General features: G+C 38.8%; 16 protein-coding genes. 10 read left to right on the top strand and 6 right to left on the bottom strand.

Going from position 1 to position 16,231, the window contains the following annotated elements:
- Window positions 1-2: 2 nt before the first annotated feature.
- From bamA to QMN06_RS06335, 8 genes are read left to right on the top strand one after another with little or no spacing between them, the layout of a single operon-like run.
- Window positions 3-2,318, top strand: a complete 2,316-nt coding sequence (gene bamA, locus QMN06_RS06370; RefSeq protein ID WP_281971736.1) for an outer membrane protein assembly factor BamA — start codon at window positions 3-5, stop codon at window positions 2,316-2,318.
- Window positions 2,319-2,336: 18 nt separating this feature from the next.
- A complete protein-coding gene (locus QMN06_RS06365; protein WP_281969300.1) occupies window positions 2,337-2,858 on the top strand; it encodes an OmpH family outer membrane protein in 522 nt (173 codons plus the stop codon).
- 29 nt (window positions 2,859-2,887) lie between these two features.
- Entirely contained in the window at window positions 2,888-3,946 is a 1,059-nt protein-coding gene (gene lpxD, locus QMN06_RS06360; protein ID WP_281969299.1) for a UDP-3-O-(3-hydroxymyristoyl)glucosamine N-acyltransferase, read from the top strand.
- A gap of 10 nt (window positions 3,947-3,956) precedes the next feature.
- A complete protein-coding gene (gene fabZ / locus QMN06_RS06355) occupies window positions 3,957-4,406 on the top strand; it encodes a 3-hydroxyacyl-ACP dehydratase FabZ (RefSeq protein WP_281969298.1) in 450 nt (149 codons plus the stop codon).
- A 1-nt stretch (window position 4,407) separates the two neighbouring features.
- Window positions 4,408-5,217 carry an acyl-ACP--UDP-N-acetylglucosamine O-acyltransferase gene (lpxA, locus tag QMN06_RS06350; RefSeq protein ID WP_281969297.1) on the top strand — a complete coding sequence of 270 codons (810 nt, stop codon included), beginning with the start codon at window positions 4,408-4,410 and terminating at the stop codon, window positions 5,215-5,217.
- Between the two features lie 3 nt (window positions 5,218-5,220).
- Window positions 5,221-6,414, top strand: coding sequence for a lipid-A-disaccharide synthase (gene lpxB, locus QMN06_RS06345; protein ID WP_281969296.1), 1,194 nt, complete (start codon window positions 5,221-5,223; stop codon window positions 6,412-6,414).
- Between the two features lie 8 nt (window positions 6,415-6,422).
- Window positions 6,423-7,013, top strand: coding sequence for a ribonuclease HII (gene rnhB, locus QMN06_RS06340; protein ID WP_281969295.1), 591 nt, complete (start codon window positions 6,423-6,425; stop codon window positions 7,011-7,013).
- Window positions 7,006-7,863 (top strand): RNA methyltransferase, encoded by an 858-nt coding sequence (locus QMN06_RS06335; protein ID WP_281969294.1) that lies wholly within the window; start codon window positions 7,006-7,008, stop codon window positions 7,861-7,863. Before rnhB ends, QMN06_RS06335 begins: the two co-directional genes overlap by 8 nt.
- Here QMN06_RS06335 and QMN06_RS06330 read toward each other — a convergent pair.
- Complete coding sequence (locus QMN06_RS06330) at window positions 7,860-8,684, bottom strand: pyruvate, water dikinase regulatory protein (RefSeq protein WP_281969293.1); 825 nt, start codon at window positions 8,682-8,684, stop codon at window positions 7,860-7,862. The genes QMN06_RS06335 and QMN06_RS06330 overlap by 4 nt on opposite strands.
- A gap of 65 nt (window positions 8,685-8,749) precedes the next feature.
- Between QMN06_RS06330 and ppsA the strand changes: the two genes are divergently transcribed.
- Entirely contained in the window at window positions 8,750-11,131 is a 2,382-nt protein-coding gene (gene ppsA, locus QMN06_RS06325; RefSeq protein ID WP_281969292.1) for a phosphoenolpyruvate synthase, read from the top strand.
- 24 nt (window positions 11,132-11,155) lie between these two features.
- Here ppsA and QMN06_RS06320 read toward each other — a convergent pair whose 3' ends face one another.
- The 5 genes from QMN06_RS06320 to smpB form a co-directional block, all read right to left on the bottom strand.
- The gene (locus QMN06_RS06320) at window positions 11,156-11,950 is read right to left on the bottom strand and encodes a peptidase (protein WP_281969291.1); all 795 of its coding nucleotides are present in this window, start codon (window positions 11,948-11,950) and stop codon (window positions 11,156-11,158) included.
- A gap of 34 nt (window positions 11,951-11,984) precedes the next feature.
- Window positions 11,985-12,779: a transglutaminase family protein gene (locus tag QMN06_RS06315; RefSeq protein WP_281969290.1), complete on the bottom strand. Its 795-nt coding sequence runs from the start codon at window positions 12,777-12,779 to the stop codon at window positions 11,985-11,987.
- A gap of 4 nt (window positions 12,780-12,783) precedes the next feature.
- Complete coding sequence (locus QMN06_RS06310) at window positions 12,784-13,764, bottom strand: alpha-E domain-containing protein (protein ID WP_281969289.1); 981 nt, start codon at window positions 13,762-13,764, stop codon at window positions 12,784-12,786.
- Window positions 13,764-15,176, bottom strand: a complete 1,413-nt coding sequence (locus tag QMN06_RS06305) for a circularly permuted type 2 ATP-grasp protein (RefSeq protein WP_281969288.1) — start codon at window positions 15,174-15,176, stop codon at window positions 13,764-13,766. Before QMN06_RS06305 ends, QMN06_RS06310 begins: the two co-directional genes overlap by 1 nt.
- Window positions 15,177-15,260: 84 nt before the next feature.
- Window positions 15,261-15,710: an SsrA-binding protein SmpB gene (gene smpB, locus QMN06_RS06300; RefSeq protein WP_281969287.1), complete on the bottom strand. Its 450-nt coding sequence runs from the start codon at window positions 15,708-15,710 to the stop codon at window positions 15,261-15,263.
- A gap of 82 nt (window positions 15,711-15,792) precedes the next feature.
- On the opposite strand from smpB, the gene QMN06_RS06295 reads away from it, so the two are divergent.
- Window positions 15,793-16,227 carry a type II toxin-antitoxin system RatA family toxin gene (locus QMN06_RS06295; RefSeq protein ID WP_281969286.1) on the top strand — a complete coding sequence of 145 codons (435 nt, stop codon included), beginning with the start codon at window positions 15,793-15,795 and terminating at the stop codon, window positions 16,225-16,227.
- Window positions 16,228-16,231: the final 4 nt, after the last annotated feature.

Genomic DNA, 16,231 nt, shown 5'->3' with positions numbered 1-16,231 from the left:
CCATGATACATAGTGAGCTGAGCCTTGCGGCTGAGCCTTTTGTTGTGAAAGATATCCGCGTTGAAGGTCTTCAACGTGTTGAGCCTGGAACTGTATTTAGTTATTTGCCCGTTAAAGTTGGGGAGACATTTGATGACTCCATGGGTGCTGATGCGATTCGAAGCCTATTTAATACCGGTTTTTTTAAAGATGTTCAAGTTAAAGTCGAAAATAATGTGTTGATTGTTCTCGTGGAAGAACGACCAACTATTTCTAAAGTTGACTTTACTGGTATGAAAGAATTTGAGAAAGAGGCTATTTTAAAAGCCTTAAGAGCGATTGGACTAGCAGATGCAAGATACTTTGATAAGGCACTTGTTGACAAAGCTGAACAAGAAATCAAGCGCCAGTATGTAAGTAAGGGTTTCTATGACGCTGAAATTGTTACTACAGTTACTCCGGGTGAAAGAAATCAAGTATCTGTGTACTTTAATATTGAAGAAGGAATTGTATCCACTATTTCTGAAATCAACATTATCGGCAATAAAGCATTTAGTGAAAAAGAGCTTAAAAGCCAAATGCAACTTTCTATCGGAGGTTGGTTTTCTTGGTATTCAAAAAACAACCGTTATTCGAAGCAAAAACTATCTGCTGACCTTGAAAACATACGTTCTTTCTATTTAAATCAAGGTTATCTAGAGTTTCGTATTGACTCTACCCAAATATCTATTTCGCCTGATAAAAAGGGAATGTATGTCACCATCAATATCTTTGAGGGTGATCAGTACAAAGTAAAAGATATTAAGTTGGGTGGGGAGATGTTTGGAAAGGAAGATGAGTTCAAAGCTTTGATTCCTCTAAAGCCCGGCGAAATTTTTTCATCGGCAAAGTTAAATCTAGGTACTAAAGCAATTGCAGATTCATTGAGTACTTATGGGTATGCATTTGCAACCATCACACCTCAACCAGATTTACGCAAAGAAGAAAAACTAGTAGATATGTTACTGGTTGTTGACCCAGGAAAAAGAGCTTATGTCAGGAATATCAGTATTTCTGGGAATGCTAAAACAAGAGATACAGTCATTCGTCGCGAGATGCGCCAGTTAGAAAGCTCTTGGTATGATGGTGAAAAGATCAAATTATCCAAAGACAGAATCAATCGATTAGGTTACTTTACTGAGGTTGATGTTGGTACTCAGGAAATCCCCGGATCGAATGATCAAGTTGATTTAAATGTAAAAGTAGCTGAAAAACCCTCAGGCTCTCTCAGTTTAGGTGCTGGATACTCCTCCTCTGAGGGAGTTGTTCTTTCCGCAGGTATTAACCAAGAAAATGCTTTTGGTACAGGAACCAGTGTTGGATTCAACATCAATACCAGTCAAGTTAACCGAACCTTAGTTTTATCTCAATTTGACCCTTACTTTACCGAAGATGGTATTAGCCGATATACCGATGTCTACTACAGAACTTCACGTCCACTATATTACTTAGGTGACTCGGATTACACCATCATTAATACTGGTACCTCTTTACGTTTTGGTATTCCTTATTCAGAAAAAGGGCGGTATTTTGTTGGCGGTGCATTTGAGAGATTAGAGCTCAATACTACCCAAAACTCACCTTTAACCTATCAGCAATATGCCGCAAGCATATCTGGATATGATCCTTCATTAGTTGATGGTACTTCCAATGACCCTCGTAATGGGTACTATTCTGGAAGTTCTTGGAATATTCCATTGTCTGTAGGTTGGTCAAAAGACGGACGGGATAGTGCACTTCTCCCTAGTAGTGGTAATTATCAAGTGGCAAATGCTGAAGTATCGATGCCGATTGATCAAATGCAATACTATCGCTTGTTCTATCAGCATCAATACTTTTATCCTCTGACAAAAACGAATGTGATTGCACTGAGTGGACAACTTGGATATGGGATGGCTTATGGAGATAAACCTTTCCCAATTACGAAAAATTACTATATTGGTGGTATTGGATCTGTTCGAGGTTATACACCGGGATCTTTAGGCCCTCAAGTTTATAATCCAACTTTAGGTATTTATCAACCAACGGGCGGTTCTTCGAAAGCAGTATTTAATGCAGAATACGCTTTCCCCGTCCCTGGGTCTGGAACAGATAAAACCTTACGCTTTTTTGTGTTTTTCGATGCTGGTAATGTGTATGATGGAGCACCTAATATGGGCGACTTGAGATATTCATATGGAGCTGGTATTACTTGGATTTCTCCATTAGGTCCATTAAAATTCAGTTATGGTATTCCGCTTAATACAACTAGTTTAGATAAAATTCAAAACTTCCAATTTCAAATTGGAACAACTTTTTAATATTTTAAGGAAAATGGCATGAAGCAGTTAAAAATCCGTTACTACCTGTCAATGTTTGGTTTGATTGGTTTAGCATTCTTTATACAGTCTGTTCATGCTCAAGAGGCAGGAACTAAAATCGCATTTGTCAGTTTAGAGCGCATTTTGAGCGAGTCAAAAATGGCTAAAGATGCTCAAGCTAAAATGCAGGGCGAGTTTGGAAACCGTGAAAAAGAAGTTCGAGATGCTATTGCTAAAATAAAAACTCAGGCGGCTCAACTTGATAAAGATGCGGCAGTAATGCCTGAAGCAGAACGAATTCGTAAACAACGCGAGTTAGCTGATAACGATCGTGAAATTCAACGTAAACAACGTGAATTGATTGAAGATACTCAACGAAGAGGTGCTGAAGAGCGTGCCAAGATTTTTGAAAAAGCCAATCAAGTATTAAAAACTATTGTTGAACAGAAAAAGTTAGACTTAGTTGTTCAGGAAGCAGCCTTTGTAAGCCCAAGAGTTGATATTACCAACGAAGTCATTGCAGCTCTTAACTCTAAATAATTCCGCAGGTTATGTGGAAGTGAACGAGGATGCATAAACCCATTACCCTAGGTGATCTTGCAAATCATTTTGGCGTAGATCTTGATGGCGATTCTAGTTTATCGTTAATGGGTTTAGCTCCCCTAGACATTGCTCATCATCAACAGATCTCTTTCTTAGTCAATCCTATTTATCGTCAACAGGCTCTTCTTAGTCAAGCTGGAGTTTTAATACTCAATCAGAGTGACTACACCTTTGTAAAAGAAGCCTCTGAGCATACTAAATCCTATCTTATCTCCCCAAATCCTTACGCTTTATTTGCTAGAATCGGACAATTTTTTGAAAAGTTAAATCTTAGCCCAATACCCTCAGGTATCCATCCAATGGCTGATGTTCATCCATCTGCCGTTATTCCTCAATCATGTACTATTGGACCATTTTGTTCCATTGGTTCTGGAGTGATACTGGGCGAAAAGGTTCATTTAGTTTCACATGTCAAACTAGGTGTAAATGTCCAGATCGGTTCAGAGACCACGATACATCCTATGACGGTCATTTATGATCATTGTCAAATTGGTAAACGATGTATTCTTCACGGCGGTGTTGTCATCGGTTCAGATGGCTTTGGTTTTGCTCCTGATTTTTCAGCTCAGGGGGGAGAATGGGTCAAAATTCCTCAGACTGGAAGAGTGATTATTGGTAACGATGTTGAATGTGGTGCATCGATGACGGTAGATCGTGGTGCTATGGCAGATACCATTATTGGAGATGGTTGCAAATTCGATAATCAAGTTCAAATTGGGCATAATGTAAAAGTGGGCGCTCATACAGTCATGGCGGGTTGCTCAGGCATTGCTGGAAGTACAGAGGTTGGAACTTTATGCGTCATCGGTGGGTACGCTAATTTTTCCGGGCATTTGAAAATTGCAGATCGAACAACCGTTTCTGGGGGAACTTCTATTACCAAATCAATTAAAGAACCAGGTGGTCATTACACGAGTGTGTTTCCTTTTACATCTCACTCTCAATGGGAAAAAAATGCTGCAATCATTCGTGGAATTGATAAATTACGTCAACAAATTAAAGATTTAACAAAAAAAGTGAAGTAGAAAGAAAAAAATGGTTAATGAAGTCAATTTAGATATCAATAAAATATTAAAGCTCTTACCCCATCGTTATCCGATTCTTTTGGTTGATCGAGTATTAGAGCTTGATCCTAGAGTTCGAATCAAGGCTCTTAAAAATGTTACTGTGAATGAGCCATTTTTTCAAGGGCATTTTCCGGACTACCCTGTAATGCCAGGTGTTTTGATCCTTGAATCACTTGCCCAAGCGTCCGCTTTATTAGCCTTCTCAGAAGAAAAAGATGATGATTCTTTATATTTCTTTGCTGGTATTGATAATGCGCGATTTAAAAAACCGGTTTTACCTGGTGATCAATTAATTCTCAATGCTGAGGTTGAGCGATATAAAAGTGGTATCTGGAAATTTAAAGCCTTTGCCATGGTTGGTGAGGATATTGTTTGCCAGGCTGATTTGTTATGCGCTTTAAGAAAAAGGGAAGATTAACATGTCGTTGATTCATCCTACCGCGGTGATTGATCCTCAAGCGGTCATTCATCCTCAAGCGATTATTGGACCTTATGCAATTATTGGCCCTCATGTACAGATTGGTGAAGGGACATCCATTGGCTCACATACGGTAATTGAAGGTCATACGCACATTGGTAAAGACAATGTTATAAGTCATTTTTCTTCCCTAGGTGGAGTTCCTCAAGATATGAAATATCGTGGAGAGCCGACGCAATTAATCATTGGGGATAGAAATACTATTCGTGAATTCACGACGATTCATACTGGCACGATTCAAGACAAGGGTGTCACCAGTATTGGAAATGATAATTGGATCATGGCTTATGTTCACATTGCCCATGACTGTGTTGTCGGAAACCATACGATTTTTTCAAGTAACGCCCAAATTGCTGGCCATGTAATAGTTGAAGATTGGGCTATTTTAGGAGGCATGTCTGGCGTCCATCAATTTGTTCGTATTGGCCAACACTCCATGTTGGGAGGAGCTTCTGCTCTTGTGCAGGATATTCCACCCTTTGTGATTGCTGCTGGGGATAAAGCACAGCCTCATGGTTTAAATGCTGAGGGTCTTAAGCGTCGAGGTTTTGCACCTGAAACTATCACGGCATTACGCCATGCTTATCGTCTTTTATACAAAGATGGGTTAACTTTTGAAGAGGCTAAATTAGCCATTCAAGAGATGATTGATTCTGGTTTTGAAGGAACATCTTTATTACCAGAAGGCGTTGAAAAAATTAATGAATTTTTAAAATTTATTCGTGCATCAACGCGCGGAATCATCCGTTAATTTATGACATATTTGATTACCTGTGTGGCAGGTGAGCCCTCGGGTGATATGCTTGCGGGTCAGCTTTTACATGGTATACAACAACATCCAGAATTATCAAGTAGTCGCTTTTTTGGGATAGGTGGTCCTAAAATGCAGGCTTATGGTTTTGAGTCTTCCTGGCCAATGGACACCTTAAGTGTGCGAGGGTATGTTGAGGTTCTAAGTAACTTATCCAAGATTCTAAAAATTAGGCGAGAACTCACTCAACGCATTCGAGACGAGAGACCTGATGTTTATATTGGCATTGACGCACCAGATTTTAATTTGGCCATTGAAAAAAAATGTCGTCAAATGAACATCCCAACAGTTCATTACATCAGCCCATCCATATGGGCTTGGCGATATCACCGTATCAATGGCATTAAAAAGGCCGTAGATCATATGCTTTGCATATTTCCATTTGAACCTAAAATTTATCATGATGTTGGCATGCAAGCAACTTATGTAGGACATCCTTTAGCCAATCAGATTCCGATGCAACCAAGCCCTCAGAAAGCAAAAGATCAATTATCGAATCTCGGACTTTTAAGTTATGGATCTATAGCCTCGAATGAAACCATTATTGCTGTTATGCCCGGAAGTCGAGAATCAGAAATAGAGTACATTGCAAAAGGCTTTTTTGAAGCGATGCTTATTATGCATAAGACGCATGGAAATAAAATAAGATTTCTAACGCCTGTAGCAACACCTAAATTACGTCCCGCCCTAGAGTTACTAAAACAAGATGCAGTAAAGAAAAATCCTGATATTCAAATTGAATTAGTCACCGAAAACTCAAGTCTTATTCTCGAAGCAGCTGACTCCGTTCTCATCGCTAGTGGAACAGCCACTTTAGAAGCGGCATTGTGGAAAAAGCCCATGGTTATTTCTTATTCTGTACCGTGGTTAACTGCTCAAATTATGAAGCGCCAAGGGTATTTACCTTATGTTGGGTTACCCAATATTCTTTGTCAAAGTTTTGTTGTGCCTGAGTTATTGCAAGAAGAAGCAAAACCTGATGTATTGGCAAGAGGTACTTTAGAGTGGTTAGATCGCCCAAATCAAGTAGCTTCATTGGTTTCTATTTTTGAGGAGTTACATATTCTTCTCAAACAACCCACTGAAGAATTAGTTGCCCATGCAATTGCACAAACGATACATACTAAATCACATTAAATATTCCTATGGAACTGATCTGTGGAGTTGATGAAGCCGGCAGGGGCCCCTTGGTTGGTAATGTTTTAGCTGGTGCAGTGATTTTAAATCCTGCTCGTCCGATTGATGGATTAAAAGATTCTAAAAAACTCTCGTCACAAAAAAGAGAATTCTTGTATCAAGAAATCGTAAATCATGCTTTAGCTTGGGGTGTCGGACAGGCAAGCCCTGCAGAAATTGATCAACTCAATATCCTTCAGGCTACGATGTTAGCGATGAAACGAGCTGTAGAGCATCTGATTCTGCAATATCAAATTACACCAACATTACTTTTAATAGACGGTAATCGTGCTCCAGAGATACATATCCAAACGCAAACAATAGTGAAGGGTGATGCGATGCAGCCCTGCATCTCTGCTGCATCTATACTTGCTAAGGTAACTCGAGATCAAGAAATGATGGCATTGCATCGGCAGTACCCTGATTATGGATTTGATCAACATATGGGTTATCCAACAGCTCAGCATTTAAAAAAAATAGCAGAGCTAGGAGTTATTCCTGGATATCGTTTAACTTTTGGGCCGATCAAAAAATTAATCTCAAGGGATCAACATGATTGATATTGCATCCTATTTTAGGCTTATACAATCCCCTCAAAACGAGGTAGTGAAACAATTTAAAACACACCTTGAGGGGGGCTCAAAGTCTACTAAATTACGCAAAGAATCTGGCCAGGCTTGTCTTGAAGGAATTCATTTAGTAGACGCATGGATACGCTCTATACGGCTCAAAGAAATTAAAACCGTCATTACCTCCATCGAAGATATTCACCATCCAGAGATATCAGCAACCTTGCATTATCTGATTGAACAATGTCAAGATCATGATTTGGAATTCCCAGATCTGATTATGATTGAAGATCAGATGAAGTCTTCTCTGAGTGGAGTTGTTAATGGCCCATGTTTGATTGCCTTGATTGATATTCCAAAGAGCGTGATTCGACTGGATGATCCAATCGATACAATTGTCTTGGATGCGATTCAAGATAGTGGAAATGTGGGAACTATCTTGCGAACATCACTTGCTGCTGGATATAAGCGTATTTTATGTACAGTTGGAACAGCTAATATTTGGTCGAATAAAGTATTGCGAGCAGCAATGGGCGCACATATATATCTTGAAATTTTAGAAATGGTTGAAGTACAAACGTTGATTCAACAAACATCTCAACAGATTTATGCTACAGCATTAGATAATTCAGCGAAAGATTTATACCAATTAGGAAATGATTTACTGGCACCTCACACTTTTGTTTTTGGTAATGAAGGGCAGGGGGTTAATCCAATCATTTTGGACCACAGTACAAGGATTTTTATTCCACAAGAATTAGGTGTTGAGTCTTTAAATGTGTCTGCTGCTGCCGCAATTTGCTTATTTGAAGCAAGGCGAATCCGTCACAGTGCCAACTAGTAAGCGGTAGAATCTGATTTAATGAGTTGCAAGATAGTCGTAGCAATTTCCTCGATTGATTTATGGGTAGATGACAACCAAGGGATGTTATACCGCCCCATCATTGCTTGAGCTTCATTAATTTCGTATCGACAATTTTCAAGAGAGGCGTATTTACTACCAGGCCTTCTTTCATTTCGAATTTGCGACAATCTTTGTGCTTCAATGGTGAGACCGAATAGCTTGGAATAATATTTATTCAACTCTGAGGGTAGTTGACCTCTTTCAAAATCATCTGGTATCAATGGGTAATTTGCAGATTTAATACCATATTGCATGGCAAGGTAGAGGCATGTGGGTGTTTTACCACTGCGTGAAACCCCAACTAATATAACATCGGCTTCTTCCAAGTTTTTATGTGACTGACCATCATCGTGTGCAAGTGAAAAATTAATCGCCTCAATACGGTTTTTATAACTCTCAGTCTCAATATTCTGGTGAAAACGTCCCATTGCATGGGTTGATTTCAATTCAAGCTCTATTTCAAGAGGCGCAACAAAAGTATGAAACATATCTAAAACCATTGCATGCGATGTTTGAATGAGAGCATTGATCTCAGTATTGACTAAGGTACTGAAAACAATGGGTTTTACTCCATTTTTCAGGGAGTTACTATTAATCTCAACCAAGGCTTGACGAGCTTTTTCAATAGTATTTACAAAAGGGATACGAATTTGCTTAAATTCAGTTTCAAATTGAGCCAAAATAGAGTGACTAAAGGTTTCAGCGGTAATGCCTGTTCCATCTGAAACAATAAATACGGTGCGTGGTTTATTCGTCATATAAAGTTTGGCTGATAAAATTAGTTCATTAATAAGTACAGATTTTCAATTTTTAGAGAGTATCTATGTCTACAGTGTCCCACCAAAATGCTTATGTCATTCCATTTGAAGAGTTGCGCATGGCCGACGTTGAAATCGTTGGCGGCAAAAACTCCTCTTTAGGAGAAATGATTTCACAACTTCATTCTAAAGGAGTTCGTGTACCGACTGGCTTTGCGACGACCGCACTTGCTTTTCGTGACTTTTTGAACTACCATCAATTGACCCAACGTATTATCGATCGATTATCTGAGCTCAACATTGATGACGTAAAAGCCTTAGCTCTTGCCGGGCAGGATATTCGTCGTTGGATTATTGAAGTGCCACTTCAAGAACGCTTAGAACAAGAAGTACGCACCGCTTTTGCACAACTAGATGCAGATGGTCGCGGTTCATTTGCTGTAAGATCCTCTGCAACAGCCGAGGATTTACCAGACGCATCCTTTGCGGGACAGCAGGAAAGTTATTTAAATGTTGTCGGCATAGAAGATGTTTTATTAAGGATTAAAGAGGTATTTGCATCACTCTATAACGATCGTGCGATTTCCTATCGGGTTCACAAAGGATTTTTACATGCTGAGGTCGCACTCTCTGCAGGAGTGCAACGCATGGTTCGTTCTGACAAAGCATCATCCGGAGTCATGTTTACTTTAGACACCGAGTCTGGCTTTAAAGACGCAGTTTTTATTACGTCTAGTTATGGACTTGGTGAAACTGTAGTGCAAGGGGCAGTTAATCCAGATGAGTTTTATGTTTTTAAGCCCTCTTTACGAAATGGCAAATATCCGATTATTCGACGCACATTAGGATCTAAATTAATACAAATGCGCTTTACTGATAGTGGTGAAGAGGGGCGAGTTAAAACAGTTGACGTTCCTTTGGAAGCACGCAATCGGTATTCTTTAAATGATGCTGATGTCATTGAGCTCGCTCAATACGCATTAATTATTGAAGAACACTATCAAAGACCTATGGATATTGAATGGGGTAAAGATGGTGTAGATGAAAAAATTTATATCCTCCAAGCCAGACCTGAGACCGTTCGAAGTCAAGCCTGTAATCAAGCAGAATTAAAGTATCAACTCAAAGGCAACTCCACCGTTCTTACCCATGGACGTGCGATAGGACAAAAAATAGGAGCAGGACCAGTGCGCATCATTCATGACCCCTCGGAAATGGATCGCGTCCAACCGGGTGATGTATTGGTTGCTGATATGACAGATCCTAATTGGGAGCCCGTCATGAAACGCGCCTCGGCCATTGTTACAAATCGTGGCGGTAGAACATGTCATGCTGCCATCATTGCCCGTGAGTTAGGAGTACCTGCTGTCGTGGGTTGTGGTGATGCTACTGATGTATTAAAAGATGGTGCAATGGTTACTGTTTCCTGTGCAGAGGGTGATGAAGGAAAAATTTATGACGGTTTGATAGAAACAGAAGTGAGTGAAGTGCATCGTGGACTATTACCTGATATTCCAGTCAAAATCATGATGAACGTCGGTAACCCACAATTAGCCTTTAACTTTTGCCAAACTCCGAACCAAGGGGTCGGTCTTGCAAGGCTTGAGTTTATTATTAACAATAATATAGGTGTTCATCCAAGTGCCATATTGCAATACCCGAATGTGGACTCTGATTTAAAAATAGCGGTTGAGAGTATTGCTCGCGGACATGCTAGCCCACAAGCCTTTTATGTTGATAAGTTAGCCGAAGGTATTGCTACGATTGCGGCAGCCTTCTATCCTAAGCCAGTTATTGTGCGCTTATCTGATTTTAAATCCAATGAATATAAAAAACTCATTGGCGGATCTCGCTATGAACCGGATGAAGAAAATCCTATGTTAGGTTTTAGAGGGGCCTCGCGGTATTTATCGGCTGACTTTGCAAAAGCATTTGAAATGGAATGCACTGCGATTAAACGTGTCCGAAATGATATGGGTTTAAGTAATGTTGAAATCATGATTCCGTTTGTAAGAACTGTCAAACAAGCAGAAAAAGTGATTGACTTGTTAGCGTCCAATGGCTTAAAACGTGGTCAAGATGATTTACGAATTGTCATGATGTGTGAAATTCCTTCGAATGCGATATTGGCTGATGAATTCCTAGAGTTTTTTGATGGGTTTTCTATTGGCTCGAACGACTTAACACAGTTAACATTAGGCTTAGATAGAGACTCCGGTATGGAATTGCTGGCCATTGATTTTGATGAAAGAGATCCAGCGATTCTTTACTTGATTGAAAAAGCAATACAAGCATGCTTAGCCAAAGGTAAATATATCGGTATTTGTGGTCAAGGACCTTCTGATCATCCTGATTTTGCAAGATGGTTAACTACCAAAGGAATTACCTCTATCTCTTTAAATCCAGATACTGTGATTAAAACCTGGGAAGATTTAGCTAAATCCTAAATCAAAATAAAATTAAAAATAGGCTTAATTCTCAATCACGGGAATTGGGCCTAATTTTTTAGGCAGTGTGAGAATCGATAACAAATCTTGATTATTTTCCCAATTAGGTTCTTGAATAGAAGTTACGATTTCTGTTAATTTTTGCCCCCACAAATCTCTAATCATTGAAAAATAGGGATTATTTTCATCGATGGTGATTGCCTTTTCTTTTGAAAATGAATGGGTAGGGTATACAAAAAGGTCTAAAGGTAAACCAACTGAAATATTACTTTTTAAAGTTGAATCCATTGAGATAAGAGCTGCTTTGGTTGCTAAATCGAGCGGGGTTTCATATTTAATCACACGATCAAGGATTGGCTTGCCGTACTTTGCTTCACCAATTTGGAAATAAGGGGTTTCCAAAGTTGATTCAACAAAATTACCTGCGGAATAAATATTAAACAAACGTGGTTTTTCCTCACCAACTTGCCCGCCAAAAATAAAACTACAGTTAAAGTCAATTCCCGCACTTAGCAATGATTTTTCATCACGTTCTTTTACTTTACGTATGGCCATTCCCACAACGATAGCTGCATCGTAAGAAGTATCAGCATTCCATAGATTGATACCATCAAATAGGACACCTTGAGTCAGAATTTCGCGAACAGATTGAGAAATAGCTAAGTTTCCAGCACTAAGTAAAGTAAACATGCGAGCATTTGACTTCTGATAAATGGTCATCTTGCGAAAAGTGCCAATATCATCAACTCCTGCATTTGTTCGTGTATCCGATAAAAATACTAATCCTTCTTGAAGGCAAATAGCAACGCAATAAGTCATGAGAGTAAATATATAGTTCTAGGAATGTATGAATTTAACACTTTTCTATCGAAACTTTGGAATTTAACTGTTCAACCCCACCACCAGAACGAATTCCTTTGACAGGTGCCACATGAGAATAATCTCGACCAATAGCAAGACGAATATGCCGCTCATTACTAAAGCAACCATTTGTAATGTCGATACTATGCCAAATAGCATTTTCAATATCAAAACAAACATCTACCCAGGCATGACTAGCCATATCAGAAGAGTTTTCATCATAAAAATAGCCGCTTACATAACGTGCTGGTAATTTTAAATAACGACAAAGGCCGAGCATGATGTGGGAGTGATCTTGGCAAACACCGCTTTTCAGATTCCACGCTTGTGCAGCAGTCGTATTTGTATTGGTAACTCCTTTTGTGTAGGTTACTTTTTTCTGAATATCGATAGCTAATTGCATAATGGTATCTGGAGAAGGGTCTGTTATTTTTTTGCCTAACACATAATGCTTCATTTCATCCGATGGTTCAGTTAAGGGGGTTTGTTGTAACAAGTAGTAGGGTGAAACTGCTGACGTTGCATCAGTAAAGACATATTGGTCTTTTGTGAGAACTTCACCATGTGCCTCAATCAACATTCCAGAATAGTTATTATCAAGGACAAAAACGTGGCAAATATTACCGAAGGCATCAATAGATTCAGTTAATTTACTTGGAGCATTAATTTTCCATCGATCCAATAGCTGACTTGAGGAATCTTGAGGTGTTAGGCGAAGCTCCTGGATGGAATGATGAACTGAACGCTCATACAAATATTCGGTACGATGGGTAACAATATAACGCATAATTTTAGCCTGCTAAAGGTATTAAATACGTACTACTAAATTCATCAGCAATGTGATTAATCTTTTCTAAAAAACGCTGAATAAATTGATCTAGACCTTCAGCGTAGATATCATCAATGGTTGAATAATCTAACTCTGATTTTAATTTACCAATTAAACGTTCAATCTCTTTTGATTTACTATTTTTAAGTAAGGTAATTAATTGCAACAGTTGATTTACACACTTATTGAGTGATCTTGGCAATTGAGCATTAAAAACCAATAACTCAACAATACGCTCTGGGGTAATTTGATCAGAGTAGGTGTGTCGAAATATTTCAAAAGCGGAGACTGACCTCAATAAAGAAACCCAATGATAAAAATCAAAAGTTTCTGATGTATTTTCAACCTTAAATAAACTCGTTTGATTATTACTTCCTTGACTTTGTTGAATTTGGGATCGGTATTTAGCTTTTAAGATTCTGGCTGTATTATCAGCTCTCTCCAGATAGGTGCCAAACTCCATAAAGTGTAACGCCTCATTTGACAGCATCGTACCGAATACAACACCACGAAAGAGATGGCACCGATACTTGACCCATTCAAAGAATGCTGATGGATCTTGAGAAGGATTGTCTGGCAAAAATTGCTCTAAGTTGAGCCAACTTAAATTTTGCGTTTCCCAAACTTCGGAAGGAATTGATCCTCGAATAATTCGGGCATTGACGCGAGCAGCATTAAGGCAACAGACAATACTCGAAGGATTTTCTTCATCAAATATCATAAATTGCAAAATGTTTTCACGATTGTATACAGAGTATTTAGTTTCAAATAGCTTTTCTAATAATGAAACATTTAATAGCTTACGCCAACTCTCATGCATAAATTCGACAGGTTGAGGCATTAAAGAAGTTTGATATGCAACATCTAACATACGGGCAGTATTTTCAGCACGCTCGTTATAGCGAGCCATCCAATAGAGGCAGTCGGCTGTTCTACTAAGCATTAGGACTCCAGCACCCAAGTGTCTTTAGTGCCCCCACCTTGAGAGGAGTTTACAACTAAGGAGCCTTCCTTCAGCGCAACACGTGTCAGACCACCTTGTACCATTTTTATTTGCTTTCCTGACAGCACCAATGGACGTAAATCAATATGGCGTGGAGCTATACCAGCATCTACAAAAGTAGGGCACGTTGATAAAGCTAGTGTCGGTTGAGCAATATATTTGTCAGGATGATCGATTATGTATTTTCTAAAATTCTCAATCTCAGCCACAGTTGCTAATGGCCCAATTAACATGCCGTACCCACCAGCTCCGTGAGTTTCTTTAACTACCAAATCTTTTAAATGAGCAAGTGTATATTGCAAATCCTCTTTTATACGGCACTGAAAAGTAGGGACGTTTTGTAGGATCGGTTTTTCGTTCAGATAAAACTCAATCATTTTTGGGACATAAGGATAAATCGATTTATCATCTGCGATTCCAGTTCCGATGGCATTTGCAATACCCACATTACCAGCACGATAGGCATTTAAAATTCCTGGTATACCTAAAGTTGAATCTACACGAAGTGACAAAGGATCTAAATAGTCATCATCAATTCTTCGATAGATCACATCGACTAATTGTGGACCTTGAGTGGTGCGCATGAACACTTGTTCATTTTTAACAAATAAATCCTTACCTTCAACCAATTCAACACCCATCTGTTGTGCAAGGTAAGAGTGTTCAAAATATGCTGAATTAAACATTCCCGGGGTTAAGACAACTACATTAGGCTTTCTGGAGTTTGAATGAACTGCGGTTTTCAAACACTCAAGCAGCAAATCAGGGTAATGTTCAACGGGTGCGATGCGATGACGCTCAAATAACTCGGGGAATAAGCGCATCATCATCTTACGGTTCTCAACCATATAAGAAACACCTGATGGAACTCTTAGGTTATCTTCTAAAACATAATACTCACCTTGTCCTGCACGAATAATATCGATACCCGCAATATGGGCATAAATATTACGAGGGACATCAACAAAGCGCATTTCTGGACGATATTGAGAGTTGTTATATATTTGCTCTTGAGGAATGAGGCCTGCTTTTAGGATTTTTTCTTCATGATAAATATCATGTAAAAACATATTTAAAGCTTTGACCCTTTGTTTTAGGCCATCCTCTAAGACACTCCATTCTTTTGCAGGAATGATACGGGGAACTTGATCAAAAGGAATGGTTCTTTCTGTTCCTTTTTCATCTCCATAAACAGCAAAAGTAATACCAATCCGACGAAAGATTAATTCAGCTTCAGCTCTTTTATGAGCTATATGTTCCTCAGCTTGCCGCGAAAGCCAATCATCAAATGCTTTATAGTGTGGACGGGCACGACCATGCTCGTCGTACATTTCATCAAAAGGAGTTGTCATAATTACAAGATAATGCTTTCTTGTGAAGAAATGATGGTAAAAGTACCAAAAAAGACAGATTTGCACATCAATAGTGCAAATGCTTTACATATATTTGCCGCGACTAATTTGGGCTTTTTCTCTGACCCAGTCTTTTTCTTTTTGAGTTTCACGCTTATCAAACTGTTTTTTACCCTTCGCTAAGCCAATTTCACACTTAATTCGACCTTTAGAGTAATGGAGATTGAGAGGCACAAGGGTATAGCCTTTTTGCTCGGCCTTACCAATCCATTTATTAATTTGTTCTGTGTGCATCAATAATTTGCGTGTTCTGACAGGGTCAGGATGAATATGGGTAGAAGCTTCAGGTAGGGGGCTAATGTGAGAACCAATTAAATACAACTCAGCTTGGCGAATAACGACGTAGGCTTCTTTGATGTTGCCTCGTCCAGCTCGAATTGCTTTAACTTCCCATCCCTCAAGAACAAGACCTGCTTCAATACGGTCTTCGATAAAATAGTCAAAAAATGCTTTTTTGTTTTCTACAATGCTCATGACTACATTATATTAACTTCTCAAACAAAAAGTTGGAGAAGTTTTCCTAAATCATTGATAATAGGATGAAATTGGAAGAAATATGGCAGACGTTCAAAAATCACTACTTATTCAGCACTCAGCCCAACGGATGTATAACTTGGTAACTGATGTTGCAAAATATCCTGAATTTTTACCTTGGTGTGGTGGTGTAGAAATTTTTCAGTCAACTCCAGAATTAATGGAAGCAAAAATAAACATTAATTTTAAGGGGGTAAAACAGTACTTTCATACAAAAAATATTCAAAAATCTCCGACCAATATCGATATGACCTTTGTTTCAGGCCCTTTCAAAAAATTTGAAGGCCAATGGATTTTTACTCCTCTTGCTGATGATGCATGCAAAATTGAGTTTTCCTTAAGATATGAATTTTCTAATTTTGTATTAGATAAACTCATCGGCCCTGTATTTAGTGTCATTGCCAATACATTTGTTAACAGTTTTGTTAAAAGGGCTGACGATTTATATGGAGAATAATCCA

The organism is Polynucleobacter sp. SHI8, assembly GCF_027944005.1.
Lineage (GTDB): Bacteria > Pseudomonadota > Gammaproteobacteria > Burkholderiales > Burkholderiaceae > Polynucleobacter.
Note: the sequence above shows the minus strand (reverse complement) of the source record. Positions and strands in the feature narration are given on the sequence as shown.